This window comes from Pseudoalteromonas sp. OFAV1, from assembly GCF_021532595.1.
GTDB lineage: Bacteria > Pseudomonadota > Gammaproteobacteria > Enterobacterales > Alteromonadaceae > Pseudoalteromonas > Pseudoalteromonas lipolytica_C.
Genome location: NZ_JAKGBG010000019.1, coordinates 52,849 through 72,974 on the forward strand (window position 1 = coordinate 52,849; position 20,126 = coordinate 72,974).

Sequence of the window (20,126 nt, forward strand, 5' to 3'; positions counted from 1 at the left end):
AACTATCTTATTCCAAGGTTAGTTGTCTTATTAAATATGATATAAATTATAGCTCAATTATAAGGTGTTTTTATGAAGAAAATCGGCGTTGTATGTTTTGATGATTTTAATACACTTTCGAGTGGATGGGCGTCAATTTCAGGTGAAAAAGCTTTTAGAGTTAATGGTATTGGTGACCTAAATTCATCGATTTTGTGGATCTCAAATTTACCATTTTATTTTTATAAAAAGTTTAACCTTATAAAGAACCCAAACATTTACGATCATCAATTCTTTAGAACAAGCTTAAAGATGATCTGCGATGAATTAGGTTTAGATGATAACAACAAAGAAGTATGCCGTGTTTGCTCTCAAATTTTCCAAAGAGTATATTCGCTCGGACTAAAAGAATATGATTTATCATTAGAAGATGCTGAATATCGTTACAATAGCGCTCTTACAACTTGCATTCTATCCTCGAACATCAGGCAAGTCCCCAAAGGGCCATACTCAGCTGAGTTGGTTCAAGCATTTAAGGAGTCAACTCAACAAAATCAAGCAATGATGGGTGAACCGGTTAAAGCATCTCGTGCTCGTTCTTTTTCTTTTCCTAAAGGTGCATATGCTAGAGAGATTTTAAGCCAACGTGTTCCAACTAACACTAACTGGAGCAAGCTTAAGGATAGTGAAGTCAATATTACTATTGGAACAAAAGAAGAAAATAAGCTTAAGGGGAGTACATCTTTCTTTAAGATGATTTCTGAGAAGTACAAAGATAAATGCCTATTCTTTAAGATTAATGTGACTTATACAAGCAAGTTTTTTCGAAGCTTTGCCACATTTGCTATGGGCAGTAATTATCAAAGGAATTGGATTACATTGCCAGAGTTAATAGAGCTGGCCAAATATTCTATAGTAGAAATTTTAGAAGGCTATTCGTGTGATTCTCAATACTTAAAGTTTGATGAGATCGACTTGGATGCGGATGAATACTCATATTCGAGAGGACTGTACCTAGAAAATTTATGGACAGCTTATGCTTTAGCAATAAACAACGGTGAATATTTTAATCCTGTCGGTTCATATCTAAGGGCATATGATCGTGTCTACTGCTTAAAAGCTGCTTATAACTTCCAAAAAAACAACCTTAGAGTAGGTTCGTATGGAACAGGTCGAATTGTGGTTTATTTAAAAAACTCTGAACACGCCTTAGCTACTGATATTGCAAGAAGTGAAGGTCTATTGCCACCAAGTAATATGGTTAAGAAAAATGACTGAAAATCCATTTGAAAACGCTCTCACACAAAGTTTATCAAAAAGAGTAAAAAGAGATTATTTAACCGGTATATGTCTAGCGGCTATCTCAGGCTCTGGCGATTATTCTCATACTAAGATATTAGAGCTTGACGATGCTCTAGAACTAGATCAGGAAAAGAAAAAAGCCCACTTGAAAAATGCAATCAAGTATGACATTTCAGGTATTTAAGTTATGTATAATCTCTTTAGTTTATTTTCATCAAGTACTAACCAGCATATGTTTGAATATGTAAATATTGAAGCTAATATTGGTAAATCAACTTTTATAAATAAAGATGGAAGTTACTCGACTTTTTTTGAAGTCAAAGGTTCATCTTCACCTCTAGGCAAGGTTGAATTAGCTAATTTGGTTAGTTCTTTGAAGAGTAGCTTAACAGGTTCACTTAAGAAGAAAGGCTATAGAATTCAGTTCGTTTTTGAGCGAAACCCTGAACAGTCATTGATAGACTTAAAAAGAAACAATGTAAGTATAATTGCAAATTTAGTAAGGTTAAATCTAGAATCGCTTAACAGTGTATTGGAAAGTAGAGAGCAAGCTTTAGCAAATAAAGTCATATATGAAAAATGCTACATGGTTCTTACTACTCTAACTTCATCAATTTCTAGCAAGCAGCTTAAAGAAAAACAAGAAACAAGAAATAATGAGATAAAAAAATATGATGTCGGAGTAAAGCCCGGTTCATACTCACAATCACCAATGGGTGAAATAAAAGACCTCTCTAATAAGCATAGCGCATTCTGCAAAGCTATAGTCAAAGCTTTAAAGGGTAAGGTACTTCTAAGCGTTTTAAACTGTCACAACGCCATTAAAGAGGTTGTTAATACAACATCAAACTATAAACAGCATGACAATTGGCGCCCTTCTCTACTCGGAGATCCAATCCGACCGCGATTAGTCTCTGATAATCCTAACAAGCTAGACCAATCAAGCATATTAAACATGGATTTGGGCTATCAAATATTCAATACAATCCCTAAGATTGCTGAAAAAGATAGTACTGCAATTATATACAAAGGCGCGTATTACAAGCCTTTAAATTTAGATATGCCGCCAATCGACATTCTACCTTTTGCTACTCTTTTCGAGGGAATTAGTGAAGAAATACCATGGCGATTTTCTATGACAATAGAAACTGGCCATGATGAGATTAAGAAAAAGATCTCATCAAAGAAAACATGGGCGACGCTATTAGGTATTACAAACAGTAGAAATAAAGAGATTAAAAAGGCTGCTGAGGACTTTTTACACCTTTGTGATAATGATGAAACCTTGTGCTCAGTTAAAGTAGCTTTCACTACATGGGCAAAAGATTATGAAACAATGTGTTCTAGAACTGATGAGCTTATCGAAGGTATACAGAGCTGGGGAGCTGGTAATGCGATTGAGGAAATTGGTGACCCTATTGAACTATGGTTAAATACAATTCCCGGCATTTCAAAAAACTATATATCGACAGGGTTCCCATTGACGTTAGGAGAAGCCTTTTCAACAGCTCCGATCAGTAGAAGTGCATCTCCATGGGAAGAAGGTTCTACGGTTTATAGGACGCATGACAAAAAGAAATTCCCGCAAATGCCATTATCATCCAAGCAAATGTCTTGGAATGATATTTATTATGCCCCACCCGGTTCAGGTAAGTCGTTTAAGTTAGCTACTGACAATTTATCCTTAATTCTTAATCCAGAAAATATAATGCTACCGAGAATTGTCTGCTTGGACATTGGATTTTCATCAGCTGCTTTTGTTGATTACGTTAGAGCATGTCTTCCAGAAGACAAAAAGCATCTTGCCCAGTCATTCAAATTAGAAATGACGAAAAATGGAAATAATAACATAAACCCATTTGATACACCGCTAGGTTGCCGACATCCGTTAGCTATTAATAGAGAAAGTTTGATTAACTTTTTGAGCGCAATTTTTACGCCAGCTGGTAGTGAAAATGCCCCACTTAAGGTAGGTGAGGCATGCGGTATGCTTATTGATGAAATGTATATTCACCTAAGTGATGAAAACGAACCTAATATTTATCAATACGGAATGTTAGAAAGTATTGATAAACACATATTAGAAGAGTTTGGTGAAGTGCCAGAGCATTTAACATGGTGGAATGTTGTAGATCTTCTGTTTGATAAAGGAAAATATGAGGAAGCAAGTCATGCTCAAAGATACGCTGTTCCAAACTTAACTGATATCACTACAGTGATAACAGCATCAAAAAATATTATTAGTACGTTTGGTAAGGCTACAATTGACAATGGTGAACTATTATTAGATTTCATTAAATTAATGACTATTACTGCACTAAGTGATTACCCTATCCTTTCTCAGCCATCATCGTTTGATACAGGAGCTGCCAGAATAGTATCTCTCGATATAAGCTCAGTCGCTCCTAAAGGTAATGCGTCAGCTATAAAGAAAACATCGATCATGTATATGACGGCAATCGGTGTATTAACAAAGAGTTTCTTTCAAAGCGCAGCTGAAACCCTGCCTCAGATTCCTGATAAGTACAAGAATTACCATAAGAAGCAAATTGAACAAGAAGAAGGTGTTTATAAAAAGTGTTGTTTGGACGAGTTCCATAGAACATCAGAAGTACAGGCTGTTAGAGAGCAAATATTATTGTTTTTTAAAGAGGGCCGTAAGTACAACGTTTCAAATGCATTGTTATCACAGAATCTTAGTGACTTTGAAGAAAGAATGGTTGATTTAACGGATAATTTTTACATTTTAAGTAAAGGTAAAACTGAGTCGGTTGTTCAAGAAATTATTGATAATTTCTCACCTAGTCCAGATTCAATTGAGTTACTCAAAAAGTATGTTACGGGACCTGACCCCGATGAAGGCGCCGCGTTTTTATATTTAGGTGATTTAAAAAATGGAATGAGAGTTGAGCAGGTTTTGTATTCAACCCTTGGTAAAGTGGAATTGTGGGCATACACAACGACAAGAGAGGATTACAAGTTAAGAGAAACTCTCAATTCTAAAGTTGGATTAGAGAAAACTATTAATATATTAACTAACGAATTCCCCTCAGGTTCAGCGAAAGATATGCTTAAAAAGTATAAAGATTCTGCAAATTCTGAGAAGGATCTCGCAAATCTATATGAATTAGTATCAAACATATTGATAAATAAATATTATGAATAATCTTAGGTTTGTATCTAAGTACGATAGGTAAAATATTCAAATTATTAGGTCTTATTATGCAAAAAAAGATAGGTATTTTTCTCGTAAGTTTAGGGATTCTTTCCGGCTGTAGTACAACGCCAAGTGATAACAGCTATATAGCTGCTCACACGCCTAAAAAACTTGCGATTGAAGAAATCAAAGAGATTGCTGTTGAAGCCAGAGATGAATTGCGACTACTTGCTAAGTATCAACAAGCATTGGCATCAAAGTCGTTAACTGATGAGCAGCATCGACAAAAGTATTACCAATCAGTATATGTACCTGATGGTTTCGACAAAATTGTTGACCTAAATATTAAGAACAAAGCTTCTGTTGCAGCAAAAGCTATTGCCACAATTGCAGGATATGATCCTGATATTATTAATTACTCATCTGTAATTGATCCTATGGTAAACATCAATATAAAAAATAAACCTTTGAATGAGGCTCTAAAAGAATTGGGCTTGTTGACTGGTTCTTTGATCGATATTCAAGTTTATCCAGCATCAAGAACTATGGTTATAAAATTCCAAGGAGAATAATGTGAAGTTTTTTGTTTTTATTCTACTAACAATATCTTTTTGCAGTAACGCTACTTCTAGCGATTTAAGTGCATTTCTAAACCTTAAAAAGGCTGAAGAAGATGCTCAGATAAACCAGATAAGAGAACAGCAAGATATTAGAGTAAAAACAATGAAAGACGCAGCAATACATTTGGGTATGCAAATTGGGTTCAATGAAGAAATAAGGTCTATCCAAGACAATCTTAACGAAATGAACCAAAGTCTAGATTCCGTTTTTGACTTTAATGCCATTATGAGATCTACGAATACTGGTAAACACTCAATGTTTTTATTGCCGGGTATCGTAACTGAAGAAGATGGGAAAGTTGTCATATCAGATGATGGTACAAAAGTAACCACTACAGAAAAAAAGATAGTTAAAGTTAAAGATGAAACTTTTGTATCGACCCCTCCAACTTGGCAATCTTATCTCTTAAGCAGCCAACAATCTAAGGTGCAAAAACCGTTTAATGCTATTTTGCCCGAAAATAAAGATGAAGAAAAGCTGTGGCGTGAGTGGGTATTAAAAGGCTATAGTCTTGGAATAGAACAAGCTAATGCAGAAATTATAGCAAAGGCTCAGAAACTCAGGTTGAATTTTGTTGGCCGAGTAAAGTATTTAAGGTACAGACTTGATAACACTATAGAAGGTCCTCAGTTATCATTGTCAAATGAAGGCGTGATCTTTAGCGATAATGAGCTACTGCTTAATACGGATTTTTATAATATTAATAGCCCATCAAAGTTTAATCAGAAAACAGGTGAATGGGAAATTATGTCAATTGATACTCGTGAAGGGTATAGAAATCATGAGTAAGTATTTCGTCGTTGTACCTCCAAGAATGTCAACTAAAGCTGACCTAGATATTCTTCTTAAAAAAATGGTTGAACTGAAAGCAAGCGATTTATTCTTTTTCGGCAATCAAACCGCAACGATCCATTTGAATAGTAAAAAAGAAAAATTAACTTCTCGTGTAATTACTAATAAAGAAGTTAATGACGTTTTAACTGATTTTTATGGGATAGGTGCAACATCGAAATTAGCTAAACCAGAAGCTATAAATACAGACCTTGAATATAAAGAATTTACTGACGACTCTAAAGTTCCTATAAGGCATAGATTTAGAGTTAGTGCAGTACTCTCAAAGAGAGGGGGAAGAACGTGTACAAATATCATTATCAGAACGATTACAGCTACACCACCTAAAATATCGGCTTTAAGCATACCAAATGAAATAGTAGATACATGTGTGACTTCTAGACAGGGCTTAATTTTAGTTGTTGGTGGAACCGGTAATGGTAAATCAACCACTCTTGCAGCTATTATTCGACATTTATTGGAAATGAGAAATGCCAACAAGCATTTTGTCACTATTGAAGAGCCTATAGAGTATGTGTATGACTCAGTCTCATCACCAGACTCTATATTTACTCAAATGGAAGTTGGGAGATGTGTAACAAGTTTCCATACCGGGATGGTTTATAGTCTCAGAATGGCCCCAACAGACATATTAATTGGTGAAGCAAGAGATTACGAAACAATTGCCACAGCTGTAAATGCATCGGTGACAGGACACAATGTGTATTCTACAGCACACGCTAATAGCGCAGCTGAAGCTCTCCAGCGGCTTATCGCTGAGTATCCTGAATCACTTCAGGCACAAGGCCAGCAAAACATTATACAGGCGCTTAGAATGATTGTAGCACAACGTCTTGTACCTACAGTTGATGGTAAAAGGTGTGCTGTACGTGAATATTTAATATTTGACAAAGAAGTTAAGGAAATTCTTAGCTACAGCAAGTCTATCGTTTCAGACACAATCAGGTTAGTTAAAGAGCGTGGAGTTACAATGTATTCTGATGCACTAGACAAGTTCAATAAGGGAATCATCAGTAAAGATGAACTTGAAATTATAAAAGTTAACTATGGAGAATAACAATTATGGCTCGAGCTAGTTTTAGCTATAAATTAAAATTTTTTTTCGTAGAACCTATAGCACTTGGTCCATGGTTGTTTTTAATTTTATATCAAAATAAATATATGTTCATTTTTGCTTTATCAGTAACTATATTTTTGTGGTTTCTAGGAAATAAAGGTCTAACTGTAATGACTCTGTCCAGAAAGGTTAAAGTATTTCTCGTAGGAAAAGTAAGACATATTCGACCTTTTTGGAGAAAAGAGTTGTGATAAGATTTATGTGTAATGTAATGTTGCACTCTATTAGTTTTAAATAAATAAAATTGTGGGGTTTATGATGTCTGGTCTTCTATCTTTTAAAGTGATTCCAGTTGTTTCTGTCAGTCTATCTGCATTACTTTTTGCAGCTGACTCGAATGCGAGTTTATATGTTTCACCAGTAGTAAAAGATGAAGCAGTAATTAATTATAACACTAGCAAAAAAGTAACTAACGAAGATCAACAGCATGCAGTGAGTGTTGTTGATAATAAAGTTGATATTGTAATGACAAGCGGTAAGGAATTACCTCTTCATGTTGCTGTGGACAATATTGTACCCCTAAAGCAATACAAGGTTCACTTTGAAGATGGCATTCACGACATGGAAATTACATGGTCAGGTGGCAATGATTGGCGCGATGTTCTTCATGTTCTTTGTCAGCAAAACAATCTATCGGTATTTATTAACGAAAAAGAGAAAGTTGTAGGTATTTCTGCCCATAAAGATCTAGCTTTACATTTAGCTAAAAAAGTACCAACCGTTTGGGTTATTGATACAAACAAATCATTGCGAGAAAACTTAGAAGACTGGGCTAAAAAAGCTGGCTGGCAGGTAGACTGGGCCCCTTCTCTTGAAGATGTTGATTATGATGCTCCTCACAGCTCATTATTCACTGGCAACTTTGTTGGTAAAGGCGGTGTAGTTGAAGAGTTATTGACGGCATATAGTGATGGAGACACTCCATTATCTCCAAAATTTTACTTAAAAAACCGAGTTCTGCTTATCACTAAAGGCGGTCACAAACAATCATTAAGCTTCTAAGGTAAAGGTATTAGGTATGAAATTTAAGCTAACTACATTGAGTGCTTTCGTTATGTTCACAATTAGTGGATGTGTTACTGCACCAGCTGATAAAGCTGTAGAAAACATTGAAAATGAGACAGACATTACCTCTCAAAAATTACGACAAGCTGAAGATATAACCGCTGGCCGTATCAATACTCAGGTTATTGATGGTTACTATCTTGGTTCAAAATCATTTAAGCGTACAAATGAAGATAAATTACCTTCAATTTTTGAAGAAAAAAACTTTGTCTTTAATGATCCTAACCAAATTTCTCTGCAAGAGCTTATCACTAAGTTTGGTCGCGAGTTCGGAGTAAAAACACTACTAACTTCTGATGCAATTGCTTTCGTAAGAGAGCTAGAAAGTGGCTCAGAAGAAGAAAAAGTTCAAAAGCAGGATATGAATAATATCAATAGTTTCGATATTATTGACTCTGCTGGTAAAGGACTAGTTGGTTCTAAGGTTAAATTTAGCATTGATTTCAATGATACTGGCGCATCCTTCTTAGATTACATTAGTGCAAAAACAAATTTATTCTGGAAGTGGGAAAATAATCAGTTAACATTCTTCAGAACTGATACTCGTACCCTAAAAGTTGATTATCTTGGCGGCACAAACACATTTAACGCTAGCGTCAGTTCATCATTTGATGCAACTGCAAAAAGAGATTCTGATTCTGTAGGTGCAAATTCTGGCGGAAACGCTCAGAATACTTCAGCGAACTTTTCACCGAAGAATGTTTGGGCTTCACTGGCAGAAGAGCTTGAATCTCTAAAATCAGAAGAAGGCAAATTCGCAATAGCTGAAGAAGCTGGTATTGTAACTGTTATTGATACACCAAGAAATTTAGATTTAATTGAAAGTCATATTAAAGACTTGAATAAATCAATTGGCCAGCAGATTGCTATCAGAACTGAAATCTATGATGTTGTCTTAGATGAAAATGCAGAGTTAGGAACCAACTGGGAAGCTGCGTATGGTAAGGGTAGTAATTATGCTGCTAATTTATCTACAGCTTTCGGAGATGTTGCTTCATCAGCATTTGGTATTTCTTTAACTGATGAAGCGAGCCGATTTAATGGCACACAAGCATTCATCAAATCATTAAATGAAGTCTCAGAAGTATCTTATAGAACTAGCGCAACAGTACATACAACAAATGGTATGGCGGCACCTATTCAGATGCTTGATACAACTGGTTATTTATCAGAAGTTGTGCGAGAAGTTAGTGAAACTGGCGGCAAGTCATCCACATCAGCAAAGCAAGCGACAGCTACTTCAGGCTTCTCTCTGTCATTTTTACCGAAAGTGACATCTAACGGTGATGTAAATGTTCTATTTGCCGGTGACCTAACTCAATTACGAGGCTTTAATGAAAGCAATATCGATGGAACAACTTTACAAAAACCGAATGGGCAAAATAAAAATTTCCTACAAAGGGTAATTGTAAAGTCAGGTGAGTCGATTATGGTCGCTGGTTTTGAGAGAACTGAAAGTACACATGCTGTCGATAGTTTGGCTGGTGAAAGTACTTACTTACTCGGCGGCAGAAAGTCTGGTGGTACTAAGAAGGTTATTACAGTAATTGTTTTAACTCCTTATGTAAAATAAACAGGTTTGTATCTATGATAAAGCTTAGAAATTTAGACGGTCTTGTTTTAGGCTTTGGTTTTGACTGGAAGACAGTATCTTCCAGTCAGGCTGAAAAAACAATCAAAGAAGAATGTAAAAAAAATGGCGATAAATTTAGCTATAGCATTGCTAAAGCGAGTGATGATGATGATAGCAATGTGACCATTTACACTACCATTGATGAGCTTTATGAACCTAAAACAGTACCGGCTGCACATTTACTTTACAACGCACTAATTGACAAAGATGATTTTATTTACATCTACCCTATTAATGACGATCAGGCTTGGGTGTGCTGTGTTTCACAAAATGAAATTGTATCTAATGGCGATTTAATTGTATCGATTACGAACATAAAAGACGAGCTTGCAAAGCTTTCTAAGGCATTGGGCACAGAAGACTTAGGTGGCTTTTCGTTCTATATTGATTCAAAACTTGAAAGTATTGATTCTGGCTACGATGCAGACTTCTATTTAGACTTTTCTGAGGTAGTAAATTCAACTGATCTTGTAATTAAGAAATTAACTTTTGCGAAAGTTCACTCGCAAAAAGACAACCTCATTAAAGCGGCACTGGTTTTGGCCTTTGTTGTTGGGGGAGGTTATTACTTGTTTGGTGATGAGTTGACACAATCAACAGCAAGCTTAATTGAACAACCAAAAAAAGTTGATACAGACAAATTATTAAAGAAATTACCTCAGATGAAAAGTCGTGACGCAGGTGATTTTATAGATAAAAGTATCACAAAGTCAGATGATGTCGTTATTCAAGAAGCTAGAAGGCAAGAATTAGAATGGCTAAATGATGATCTTAGTCTCTTAAATGAAGCTACATTCATTGAATATCTACATGACACATTATACAAAGAACCAGCGCGTGTCGCAGGGTGGCGTTTAGCAAAAGTAACTTTTGATGTTAGTTTCCCTACTGCCTTGGAATATCAGTATATTAAAACAAGGCAAGGTACTGCACTTACTCTAAAAGAAGAGTACGTAGGAACTTCAATTGTATTTTCACCAAACGGTAGTGTAGCCAATATTTTTAAGCCTATTGACCAGAACTTTTTTACTCGTAATAACGTCAAATTTCAAGACTTAGTTAAGAAAGAGCATAATGTTATTAACCTTATGCATGATTTAGATATCAACTCTTTAAATTGGAGTATGTCAAAACTTAACTTAACTGATAGACAAGAGCCTATTAAGGGGTTGAGAGACTCTTCTAAGGAAAACGAAAGACAGTTAAAAACTGACTCTCGAGAAATTATTGTTAAAGGTAAATTTTTATCCGAGATATTACAAGCAAAAAAAGTATTTTCAAGCACAGACAAGTTCTTATTGGAACGAGTGGTTGTTAATATTGGAAGTGATATTTCATGGACAATGTATGGCGTTTATCATAACAATTTTTTAAAGTAAGGTATTTATTATGAAAGGTAAATTATTAAAAGTATCAATTGCAGTACTAGCAATGGCGACAGCATCACAAGTTATGGCAGCTGAAGAAAATAATGGTTCTACAGCCACTCTTGGTCAAATGGATAACATTGAAGAGCAAATTGTTTTTGAAACCAAAATGAATCAACTTGAACAATTGAAGTTACAGCGTAGAAACAATCAAGAAGAACTTGCATCTGACCGATTTGCTGAAATTTTAAATAAAAAACAAGAAGAACTATTTATTAAATTTTCAGAGCGTGAAAAAGCACTTCTAGATGAAATTGCAGTATTAAAAGCAAAAAACACTGAACTTACACAAGCTCTAAATGATGCTGAAAATGCTGTATTGGCCGGAATTGATAATGTATCAAACAATCTTTTTGTGACGGCAATCTCAGGTTCGGGTGAGAATTTGGTGGCTACAATCTACTTCAATGAAACGATTGGTAAAGTTAGCGCTGGTGCCAAAATCTCAGACAAGATAAAAGTGTCGCGAGTACATTCAAATGGAATTACATTGAATGATGGAAATAAAGATACTTTTGTTCACCTTACTAATGAAAAGTATGCGTTTTCAAAAACATTCAATAAGGATGCTGCGAAGTTATTATCATCTCAAGCGTCAGGCCTTTCGTTACGAAGATAACAAGAGGCTTTCCGCCTAGATGTGGCATTTGGGTAAGTATCTTTTAATAAAAAAAAGAATAATAATATGAATCCTATTAAAGCATTAGCAACCTATATTGAAGATCAACTAAACACTTCTCGCAAGGCAACTAAGCGAGAAGTTGTCATAAAGGAAGCTAATAGAAACCGGTCTTCTTCAAGTAAATCATTATTACCATCAACAAATAAAACTGTTATATATCGTAGTGATGAGCTTCCTAAATACAGTAAAATATTCGACATTACAGATAGACTAAGTTTAGATAATTCACTAAAAGAAAGCTATGTAATATTACAATCTAAAGATAATGAATCTAATTTATATATTGTTTGTGAAGAATCTAAAGCTGGACTAAAAGTTGACAATGATTATTTGCAAATTAAGAAACGTTGCGTTGATCAAGGCTTTAAAGTTAAAAGACTTTTCACAACAAAAAATATAATTGATATTACTAATTCAAATTTTGTTTCATCAGTATCTAAATTAAAGCAACAAGATGAAGGTGTTTATCATCAATTATTTGATTCAATTCTTAAAAAAGCTGTAGATAAGGGAACTTCGGATGTAATCCTATCTGTCTCAAATAATAAAGCTAGAGTGCTAATGAGAATTAAAGGTAAAGTAAAATTCGATACCGAACTTCCTGTAGAAAAAGCTCGCTCACTAGCTTCTGTTGCATACACATCCTTGGCAGAGTCTGGCGCCAAAGAGCCTACTTATAATGAAAGAAAGCCTCAGGATGGGATAATTAACCGAGTCATTAACGGAACGGATGTAACAGTAAGACTTGCAACGGTGCCTGCACATCCAAATGGCTTTGATATGACAATGAGAATTATGCCTCTGGGAACAGCGCAAAAGGAACAAGCGTTAACAACTTTAGGCTACGATGAGTTACAAAACAATCTCATCGATTTTGCAACGACAATACCAGTGGGTGTATTTCTTATTGCTGGTGTAACCGGCTCTGGTAAAACTACAACGCTTGGTACATTAATTCGTAAGATATTGAGAGAATCAAATGGAGCAACTCGAGTACTTACAATTGAAGATCCACCAGAACATAGAATCGATGGAGCTACACAAATACCTGTTGTAAGAGCAAATAAGGATAGTGAAGAAACTTCGCCTTTTAATGCTGCAATGAGAGCCTCTTTACGATCAGATCCAGATGTTTTGATGCCGGGTGAAATTCGCGACAGCGAATCAGCAAAACTTCTTGTTGATGCTACATTGTCTGGACACCAAGTATACACAACAGTTCATGCGCCAAGTATGTTTGATATTCTAGTACGGTTAAGAGAACTGGGTGTAGAGAGTAGTGTTATAGGATCGTCAAGTTTTATATCTTGTCTAATATATCAATCCCTTGTGCGAAAAGTTTGTCCACATTGCGCAGTAAATTATTACGAATATAAAAAATCTCAAAATAAAGATAGCCCTATGCAAGCTACACTAACTAGATTAGAAAGCACTTTCGAAGAAAAAGATTTGAAGAATATCAAGTTTAGAAATGAATCTGGTTGTGATAAATGTGATTTTGAAGGAATATCAGGTCGAGAAGTTATAGCTGAAGTTTGCGTACCTGATAGACAAATGAAAAATTTATTTATGGAAGGTCGTGACGAAGAGGCTATTCAGTATTATCGAGAATGCGGAGGTAAGTTCATTGTTGACCACGGCAAGGATAAATTATTAAGCGGCATTGTTGATATTAGAGATCTTGAAGAAAAAGTCGGTAGGATTGACATGAGTGATATATCACTAAATGAGCTCCTTAAAAAGTTTGATAACAGCAAAAAGAAAGCACCTACATCTACACTTGCAGGAAAAAAAAGAAGTGAGGCAGAAGTAGTAGAAATAAAAAGATAAAGTTTGGATAGATTATGAAAAATAAAAAAAGTTACGAGCCTAATGGCAGCTACGTAAAAGATGTTTTCTATAAGTTGTTATTTACTACAAATATAAAGTTTAAGTTATTTAATAAGATAAAGTCATTCTTAGAACAAGGTGTACCCATATTGGATGTATTAACCGAACTTAAAGATGCCTATAAGAGCTTAAATAAGTTATTTGATGTTCGTGTATATATACTAGAAAAAATAATTTATTCAATGAATATTGAAGCTAAAAGCCTATCGGACTCGCTAGTAGGCTGGGCTTCACCAAGTGAAATTATGTTAATTAAAAGTGGTGAAGAAGGTGGTCGAATGGTGGAAGCAATGGAAAATACAATTGTTACCACAAGAGCATCTAAAGACGCTATTGCTACTGTTAGAAAAAAACTAGCATACCCTTTCTTTTTAATAGTAATTTTATTTGGAATGGCTTATTTGTTTGCAACTCAAGTAGTACCAGAATTCGAAAGATTCACTAATCCAAATGAGTGGCCTTCTGGGGCCCAGAAACTACATGCAATTTCAGAGATTGTAAGAGAAAAGTGGGGGTTAATTATTGGTGGATTCTTTGGCTCATTATTTATCTTAAAATGGTCTTTATCTAATATTACAGGACCAATTAGAAGAAAATTAGATAAAACCCCCCTATTTTCTATGTATCGCAGTTTTCAATCAAGTATGTTCTTGGTTTCGTTATCTAGCATGGTAAAAAGCGGAGTAGATTTAGAGTATTCCCTTCAAAAAATTAGAAGAACTTCTCCAAAATATATGAAATATGAACTTGGATTGATAGCAAATAGACTTGATAGTGGTATGACTATTGGCGATGCGTTTAACACTGAATTCTTTGACGAAGAATCAAGAATTGATATTGGCATATACGCTAAATCTAAAAATATCGGTGAAAGCATCGAAGTTATAGGTAAAGAAGCAATTTTGAATGGTGTTGAGAAAATATCTGCTGCTGCTGACACGATAAAGATATTAGTGATGCTATTGCTAGTATTTTATATTGGGTGGAGTTATATGAGTTTTTACAGTTTAATTCAGTCAATCTCACAAACTGGGTAAAATCTCACATATATAAGTTGCATTATATGTAGAATAAAGAATTGTTAATACTTAATATAATATCCGAAATCATAATTAACATAATAAAGAGGTTTATATATGCTTTTACGAAAGTTTTCTCCAAAAAAATCAAAAGCTAAACAGCAAGAAGGTACATCGCTTGTTGAGTTTATGATGTATCTAGGTCTTGGTGTAATGGTTATTATTGCTGCGGTTAACTGGTATCGACAAGCTAAGTTAACAAGTGATGTTTCTGCTACAGTTCAAAACTTAGGTGTTTTAACAACAAATGTTCGAAACTCATTCCAGCAACAAGGTACTTATGAAGGTCTATCAAACACGATTGTACTTTCATCAAATGGTGTACCTGAAGGTATGCGTGTTCCGGGTGATGAGACATTAATTCGTAGTAATTTCGCAACAGATGGTGTTGATATTACCCCTGAAAATGTTGGCGGCATTGATGACGATGGTTTTGGTATCTTATTTAAAGAAGTACCTATTCGAGCTTGTAACGAGTTAGTTCAAAAAACTTATCGTACATACTTCCAAGTTGATGTTGACGGTACAATCATTGATCCAAGCATGAACGTTGCTGATATCCAAGGTGCATGTGGCTTTGCGGAGTCTGATGGTACTAACCAACTAATCACAATTAAATGGTTAGACCGATAAAAACGGAAATAACTAACTAATTTTATAAAACGCCATTTTACATGGCGTTTTTTTTGTTATAGTCATCATAATAATAAATTTAATAAGAGATTTATGTTATGAACAATAAAAAAATGCAAGAAGGCTTTTCTCTTTTCGAAGTCATACTTGTTATGGGATTAATGTCAATTGGCTATATCTTATTGATTCAAAGCCAAGCTATGGATACTGAAAACATTCAAGCTCGTAATTTAGGCGCAAAGCTGCATGAATATCAAACATCAGCAAGGAAATATGCAACTATTAACGCCAGTAATGATGATTTAGTTGATTCAGAAAATATCAATGTCGGTTCTTCTTGGTTAAAGCTAGCGGGAGATTGCGTTGTTCCCGGCAATCTTGATCCTGCTTCTGGTGAATATGGCATTATCAATTGTTCATTCCCTGATTCATTAATAACAGGCATTGGAAGCACTTCATTCTCATCTACTGTTACTAAAGGTGAATTAGATGAACCTTTAATTATAAAAACTGTGATTGATATGACTAGTTTGGATGCTCAAGGCAATACCACTACTATTTTAAGCGATTCAGCCCTTACATTAACTGCAATTACTGCAACTGGTGGCTCATTTTCAAGTAGCTTATCTTTATCTGGCAATAATATAACAAGTGTAGAACCTTATATGTCTAGCACATCATCTAAAATTACCTATTGTCAACTTGGCTTTGAGGATTCAATGCTTAGTGAAGACTGTACAGTGAATGGTGTTGTTCGAAAAGGTTCATTTGTTATGACAACTGAAGCTCACCCTCAGCTTGATTCATGGGTTAGAACTGATGGTGGAAATACAATGAACAATAACCTTACATTTAATGAAGAGACACCTGATCAGTTTAGAGAGATTGTTAATGTTAATCGTCTATATAATATTACAGGTAAAGCGTTAAAACTTGGTAATTCTGGTATTTTTGATGAAGATGATACTGATTGGTCGCCAGTTCTTGGTAATGGCGTTGTAATCGATACTGATGCTAAAGTGGTTGGGAATATTACGGTAGATGGCGATATTGAAACCAAAGGTGAAATTTATGCTGATGGTGATATTGTAACAGAAGGACATTTCTATTCAAATGAAGGAATTTCAACACTTGGCGACGTTGATGTTGCTGGTAATTTAATTGTACTTGGTACAGGCTTATTTCAAAATGGTATCAGTGTAATTGGTGAAACCTCAACAGACACAGCTTACGTTAATGGTTTTCTTGAAGCTCAAGAGGTGTATTCTCGCGGTAATGTTTACGCTAACACCGCAGTTTCGGCTCCTTATGTAAGAGCGTCAGTTGGACTATTTTCGGAAGGTGATCTTTTGGTATCTAAAGATAGTTTTATTGGCGGTAATCAATATATCGAAGGTGATACTTCTATAAAAGGTAATCTATATGCAGAGGGCGATATCATTGCTAACCAAGGTGCAGCGTATCTTGGAACTGTATTTGCTGACATGGTTTTCGACAATAATGGAAACTATCTGCTAGATCCAAGTGATATTTCTAGAGTCAATGTTATGCGAGCTAATAGATATGCAGCTGGTACAACAGGTGGCACATTAAATATGAATGCAGATAAGATTTTATTTGCTGCTGAAAATGATGCATGTACTTCAGCATCTGAATCATGTGCAACTTCACTTGAGGGTTTTTGGGACATGGAATCTCTCTTTGTTAAAAGGGAGTCAACAAATCAATGGATTCGTCTTGTAGATTGGCTTACTGAAATTAACAATACGCAAGATGAAATTAACGATAACTTAGAAGAGGTTATCGATGATTATGATGATAATGTAAATACTGATCATATTGAATGTTGGCCTGTATACGGTGGTGTGTACGTTAAAGGCAGATTTATTGAAAACGGTCATTGCCCATAATTAGAATTTTTACTTAAGGAAATTTAAATGAATACTAAAAACCTTGAAGTTCATACCCAGAGAGGGTTTACGATTCTTGAGTTCATATTTCTAGTTTCTATTTTCAGTATCGCTGCAATTCTGACAATGCAGTATGAGCAACAAGAAAAAAGTCAGGAAAGTGGACGTCAGATGGGTGTTAAATTAATGAGCTATAATAATGGAGTTGCTAGATATGTGTCTTTAAATAGCACTAAAACTTCAGTTAGGGAGCTCGATACTGATTTAGACAATGAATTAATATTTACAGGCGTAGATTGGCTACGCTCTGTAGATTGTCCTGACCCCGGTCTTGCTGATAAGAATTACCTACCGTGTGATTTTACGGATGGGTTTACCAGCATAAATGGGAGTTCATTTGTAACTCGAATTGATATTACAGAGCCAAACAGTATGTTCGCTCATACACACGTTGACTTTAGATTTGCTGATTTCGGAGATGCTTCTTTTGACAAAGTTAGTGAAAGTATGTTGGGCCTCGCTGCTTTAACTGCAATGGGTGGTGATAAGAATAGAAAAATCACATTAAGTAATGAAGATGGTGTTGGTTCTGAGATCAATCCTGATGGTACACCAGCAACTAAGATCTTCTTAGGTTACAGTGATAATAAATACTTATATTGCCCTCAAAATTTAGACTCGGGTTTATTAGATAGTTTTTGTGTATCTTCAAAAGATACTGTTGATCCAGAAGGTGGTCTTCTTGTGGCCCTTACAAGCAACAGAAATAGTAATGATTCTTGGGTTAGAACTGATGGTAGTTCTGAAATGCAAGGCAGATTCCAATTTAAAGCGGATAATGAAAACCGCGATATTGTTTTTGTGAACAGAATTTATAATGTTTTAGGTAAAGCTATCATTTTCGGTAATTCAGAAGTATTTGACAGTGCTACTGATGACTTTGAGCCTGTCTTAGGTAGCGGCGTCGTATTTGACACTGACACTTATATTACAGGTTCATTAGAAAATGATTTAAACATTAACACTAAAGGAGACATTTTTTCAAAAGGAGATATCTCATCAAAAGGAGAGCTCGTTACTGTACGAGGTGTAGGTACTGATGGAGATCTCGACACTACTGCAAATTTAAATGTCACGATGGGCGGCTTATTTAATAATGGTATCTCGACTCAAAGAAAACTAGAAACTAACTCTTTAAAAGCAAATTCATTTGTGGAATCTCAAAACTTGTATGTACTAGGTAGTGTAATTGCAGATAGAACAGCCTCATCTAAATACATACGTTCAAGCGACATGCTGATTTCTGATAGCGACATATCAGTTTTAGACGATTACACATCAACAGGTAACGTTAGCATTGAAGGTAGCTCTTTCAATACGGGCAAAACTCTTATCGAAGGCAATTTAGGTTCAGATGAGGGCAATACATACTTATCTAAAACATATGCTGACATGATAATTGATAATAATGGAAATTATATTTTAGACCCAAGTCATGTGAGTTTGGTTAACACTCTTAGAAATAATACAATGGCGCCCTCAGTAAACGGAGAGTCATTAAATTTAAATGCAAATTCGATTTATTTTGCTTCCGAAGACATAACATGTAACGTGGCAGACCGTGATTACACGCGATGCTCTTCTAAGGTTAGTGGTTATGTGGATTTAGAGAACCTAATGATCAGATCTCCTGCCGACAGTCGTTGGGTTGGATTTTTGGATGTATTGAATGGAATGGACCAATACAACGCAGATATTCAGGGTGAAATATATGATGCGGCTGAAAGTCTAACAAAAGAAATTCCTGATGAACTTACAGGCCATGAGTGTAACGGCTCAACAGTACTAGAGCCAATGAAAGCCTCTGATGCGTCAGATGCTATGAGTTTAGGTTGGAGTTGCACTTTGCAGGATAATTATGTCGATCCTACTACCGGCGAGCAAATGTATATGTGTGAGACATCTTGTGCTATTCCACTCGAACCTGTATCTGAATGTCAGTCTGATGGATATTTAGAGGATACAGTAGAAGTTACTGGCAATACAAACAATGTACCTAGCGATTGGAGCTGTAGCCTTAAAAGCAATGTTGGCGGTGTTCCAATATATACATGTAAGATTGCATGCGATTATGTAGAGCCTGAACCAGAAAACTTCTGTAAAGCTGACCATGCAAATAATGTAACTATAAAATACAGAATTATGGCAGGTGGTGGTGTTGTTAGTAACAGCAAATCTTGGTCATATTATTGGGATGGTGAGAGAGTTGGATATGGTCGAGGCCAACCAGAGGCTCCACTCCAAACAGGAATGAATATGTATTTAATGAAAAGTAACAGGTGGTATTATTCAGAAGCCCCATACGGCATGTCTACTCATATTCTTACTGTTACAGAGAAATATGAAACCTGTAAAATAGGTAGTTAAAGGGAAATAAAGATAAAGGAAAGCAAAAAAATGTGAAACACTGTTTCACATTTTTTTGCCATAATTAACATAATTACGATAAGAAATCTTATAATGAAATAGTGAACTACTCGGAGCTAAAGCTCGCGAGCTTCCAAGATAGTAGCCTAAGCTACTAACCTTTCTTTTTTGACGCTTCGTTGGACACTGCTAATCGAGCTTTTGGCTCGGCTAGTCTTACGATTGCCTCCACGTCCACTATCTGACTTAGTTCTGAGAACTCCATCGTCAGACAACTCCGTTCCAGAGTCTAAAATGAGATTGATTGCCCGTTTCTTTATAACCAATGACGCATTGTTATCTGCATTGTCAG

General features: G+C 35.4%; 15 protein-coding genes. All 15 read left to right on the top strand.

Annotation, left to right across the window (positions count from 1 at the left end):
* The first annotated feature begins 72 nt into the window (after window positions 1-72).
* The 15 genes from L1267_RS12460 to L1267_RS12530 all read left to right on the top strand — a co-directional run bounded on the left by L1267_RS12460 (window position 73) and on the right by L1267_RS12530 (window position 19,774).
* A complete protein-coding gene (locus tag L1267_RS12460) occupies window positions 73-1,257 on the top strand; it encodes a hypothetical protein (protein ID WP_235383055.1) in 1,185 nt (394 codons plus the stop codon).
* The gene (locus L1267_RS12465; RefSeq protein ID WP_235383056.1) at window positions 1,250-1,465 is read left to right on the top strand and encodes a hypothetical protein; all 216 of its coding nucleotides are present in this window, start codon (window positions 1,250-1,252) and stop codon (window positions 1,463-1,465) included. Before L1267_RS12460 ends, L1267_RS12465 begins: the two co-directional genes overlap by 8 nt.
* A 48-nt stretch (window positions 1,466-1,513) precedes the next feature.
* A complete protein-coding gene (locus tag L1267_RS12470; RefSeq protein ID WP_235383057.1) occupies window positions 1,514-4,447 on the top strand; it encodes a hypothetical protein in 2,934 nt (977 codons plus the stop codon).
* Window positions 4,448-4,503: 56 nt separating this feature from the next.
* Entirely contained in the window at window positions 4,504-5,010 is a 507-nt protein-coding gene (locus L1267_RS12475) for a DotD/TraH family lipoprotein (protein WP_235383058.1), read from the top strand.
* A gap of 1 nt (window position 5,011) precedes the next feature.
* Window positions 5,012-5,848, top strand: a complete 837-nt coding sequence (locus tag L1267_RS12480; RefSeq protein WP_235383059.1) for a type IV secretory system conjugative DNA transfer family protein — start codon at window positions 5,012-5,014, stop codon at window positions 5,846-5,848.
* Window positions 5,841-6,968 (top strand): type IV pilus twitching motility protein PilT, encoded by a 1,128-nt coding sequence (locus L1267_RS12485; RefSeq protein ID WP_235383060.1) that lies wholly within the window; start codon window positions 5,841-5,843, stop codon window positions 6,966-6,968. The genes L1267_RS12480 and L1267_RS12485 overlap by 8 nt, the downstream gene beginning before the upstream one ends.
* A gap of 315 nt (window positions 6,969-7,283) precedes the next feature.
* Window positions 7,284-8,030, top strand: coding sequence for a toxin co-regulated pilus biosynthesis Q family protein (locus tag L1267_RS12490; protein WP_235383061.1), 747 nt, complete (start codon window positions 7,284-7,286; stop codon window positions 8,028-8,030).
* 16 nt (window positions 8,031-8,046) lie between these two features.
* Complete coding sequence (locus tag L1267_RS12495; RefSeq protein ID WP_235383062.1) at window positions 8,047-9,666, top strand: hypothetical protein; 1,620 nt, start codon at window positions 8,047-8,049, stop codon at window positions 9,664-9,666.
* Window positions 9,667-9,680: 14 nt separating this feature from the next.
* Complete coding sequence (locus L1267_RS12500; RefSeq protein ID WP_235383063.1) at window positions 9,681-11,105, top strand: hypothetical protein; 1,425 nt, start codon at window positions 9,681-9,683, stop codon at window positions 11,103-11,105.
* Window positions 11,106-11,115: 10 nt separating this feature from the next.
* The gene (locus L1267_RS12505; protein WP_235383064.1) at window positions 11,116-11,772 is read left to right on the top strand and encodes a hypothetical protein; all 657 of its coding nucleotides are present in this window, start codon (window positions 11,116-11,118) and stop codon (window positions 11,770-11,772) included.
* A gap of 66 nt (window positions 11,773-11,838) precedes the next feature.
* The gene (locus L1267_RS12510) at window positions 11,839-13,665 is read left to right on the top strand and encodes a GspE/PulE family protein (RefSeq protein ID WP_235383065.1); all 1,827 of its coding nucleotides are present in this window, start codon (window positions 11,839-11,841) and stop codon (window positions 13,663-13,665) included.
* A 14-nt stretch (window positions 13,666-13,679) separates the two neighbouring features.
* Complete coding sequence (locus L1267_RS12515) at window positions 13,680-14,762, top strand: type II secretion system F family protein (protein ID WP_235383066.1); 1,083 nt, start codon at window positions 13,680-13,682, stop codon at window positions 14,760-14,762.
* A gap of 99 nt (window positions 14,763-14,861) precedes the next feature.
* Window positions 14,862-15,437, top strand: a complete 576-nt coding sequence (locus tag L1267_RS12520; RefSeq protein ID WP_235383067.1) for a type 4 pilus major pilin — start codon at window positions 14,862-14,864, stop codon at window positions 15,435-15,437.
* Window positions 15,438-15,535: 98 nt separating this feature from the next.
* Complete coding sequence (locus L1267_RS12525) at window positions 15,536-17,347, top strand: hypothetical protein (protein ID WP_235383068.1); 1,812 nt, start codon at window positions 15,536-15,538, stop codon at window positions 17,345-17,347.
* A 27-nt stretch (window positions 17,348-17,374) separates the two neighbouring features.
* The gene (locus L1267_RS12530) at window positions 17,375-19,774 is read left to right on the top strand and encodes a hypothetical protein (protein ID WP_235383069.1); all 2,400 of its coding nucleotides are present in this window, start codon (window positions 17,375-17,377) and stop codon (window positions 19,772-19,774) included.
* The last annotated feature ends 352 nt before the right edge of the window (window positions 19,775-20,126 follow it).

What these genes read in the sequence shown, in the direction of transcription:
- L1267_RS12470 (WP_235383057.1), top strand. Translation starts at nt 1,514, where the DNA reads ATGTTTGAATATGTAAATATTGAAGCTAATATTGGTAAATCAACTTTT.
- L1267_RS12475 (WP_235383058.1), top strand. Translation starts at nt 4,504, where the DNA reads ATGCAAAAAAAGATAGGTATTTTTCTCGTAAGTTTAGGGATTCTTTCC.
- L1267_RS12525 (WP_235383068.1), top strand. Translation starts at nt 15,536, where the DNA reads ATGAACAATAAAAAAATGCAAGAAGGCTTTTCTCTTTTCGAAGTCATA.
- L1267_RS12490 (WP_235383061.1), top strand. Translation starts at nt 7,284, where the DNA reads ATGATGTCTGGTCTTCTATCTTTTAAAGTGATTCCAGTTGTTTCTGTC.
- L1267_RS12515 (WP_235383066.1), top strand. Translation starts at nt 13,680, where the DNA reads ATGAAAAATAAAAAAAGTTACGAGCCTAATGGCAGCTACGTAAAAGAT.
- L1267_RS12510 (WP_235383065.1), top strand. Translation starts at nt 11,839, where the DNA reads ATGAATCCTATTAAAGCATTAGCAACCTATATTGAAGATCAACTAAAC.
- L1267_RS12495 (WP_235383062.1), top strand. Translation starts at nt 8,047, where the DNA reads ATGAAATTTAAGCTAACTACATTGAGTGCTTTCGTTATGTTCACAATT.
- L1267_RS12530 (WP_235383069.1), top strand. Translation starts at nt 17,375, where the DNA reads ATGAATACTAAAAACCTTGAAGTTCATACCCAGAGAGGGTTTACGATT.
- L1267_RS12500 (WP_235383063.1), top strand. Translation starts at nt 9,681, where the DNA reads ATGATAAAGCTTAGAAATTTAGACGGTCTTGTTTTAGGCTTTGGTTTT.
- L1267_RS12520 (WP_235383067.1), top strand. Translation starts at nt 14,862, where the DNA reads ATGCTTTTACGAAAGTTTTCTCCAAAAAAATCAAAAGCTAAACAGCAA.
- L1267_RS12465 (WP_235383056.1), top strand. Translation starts at nt 1,250, where the DNA reads ATGACTGAAAATCCATTTGAAAACGCTCTCACACAAAGTTTATCAAAA.
- L1267_RS12505 (WP_235383064.1), top strand. Translation starts at nt 11,116, where the DNA reads ATGAAAGGTAAATTATTAAAAGTATCAATTGCAGTACTAGCAATGGCG.
- L1267_RS12485 (WP_235383060.1), top strand. Translation starts at nt 5,841, where the DNA reads ATGAGTAAGTATTTCGTCGTTGTACCTCCAAGAATGTCAACTAAAGCT.
- L1267_RS12460 (WP_235383055.1), top strand. Translation starts at nt 73, where the DNA reads ATGAAGAAAATCGGCGTTGTATGTTTTGATGATTTTAATACACTTTCG.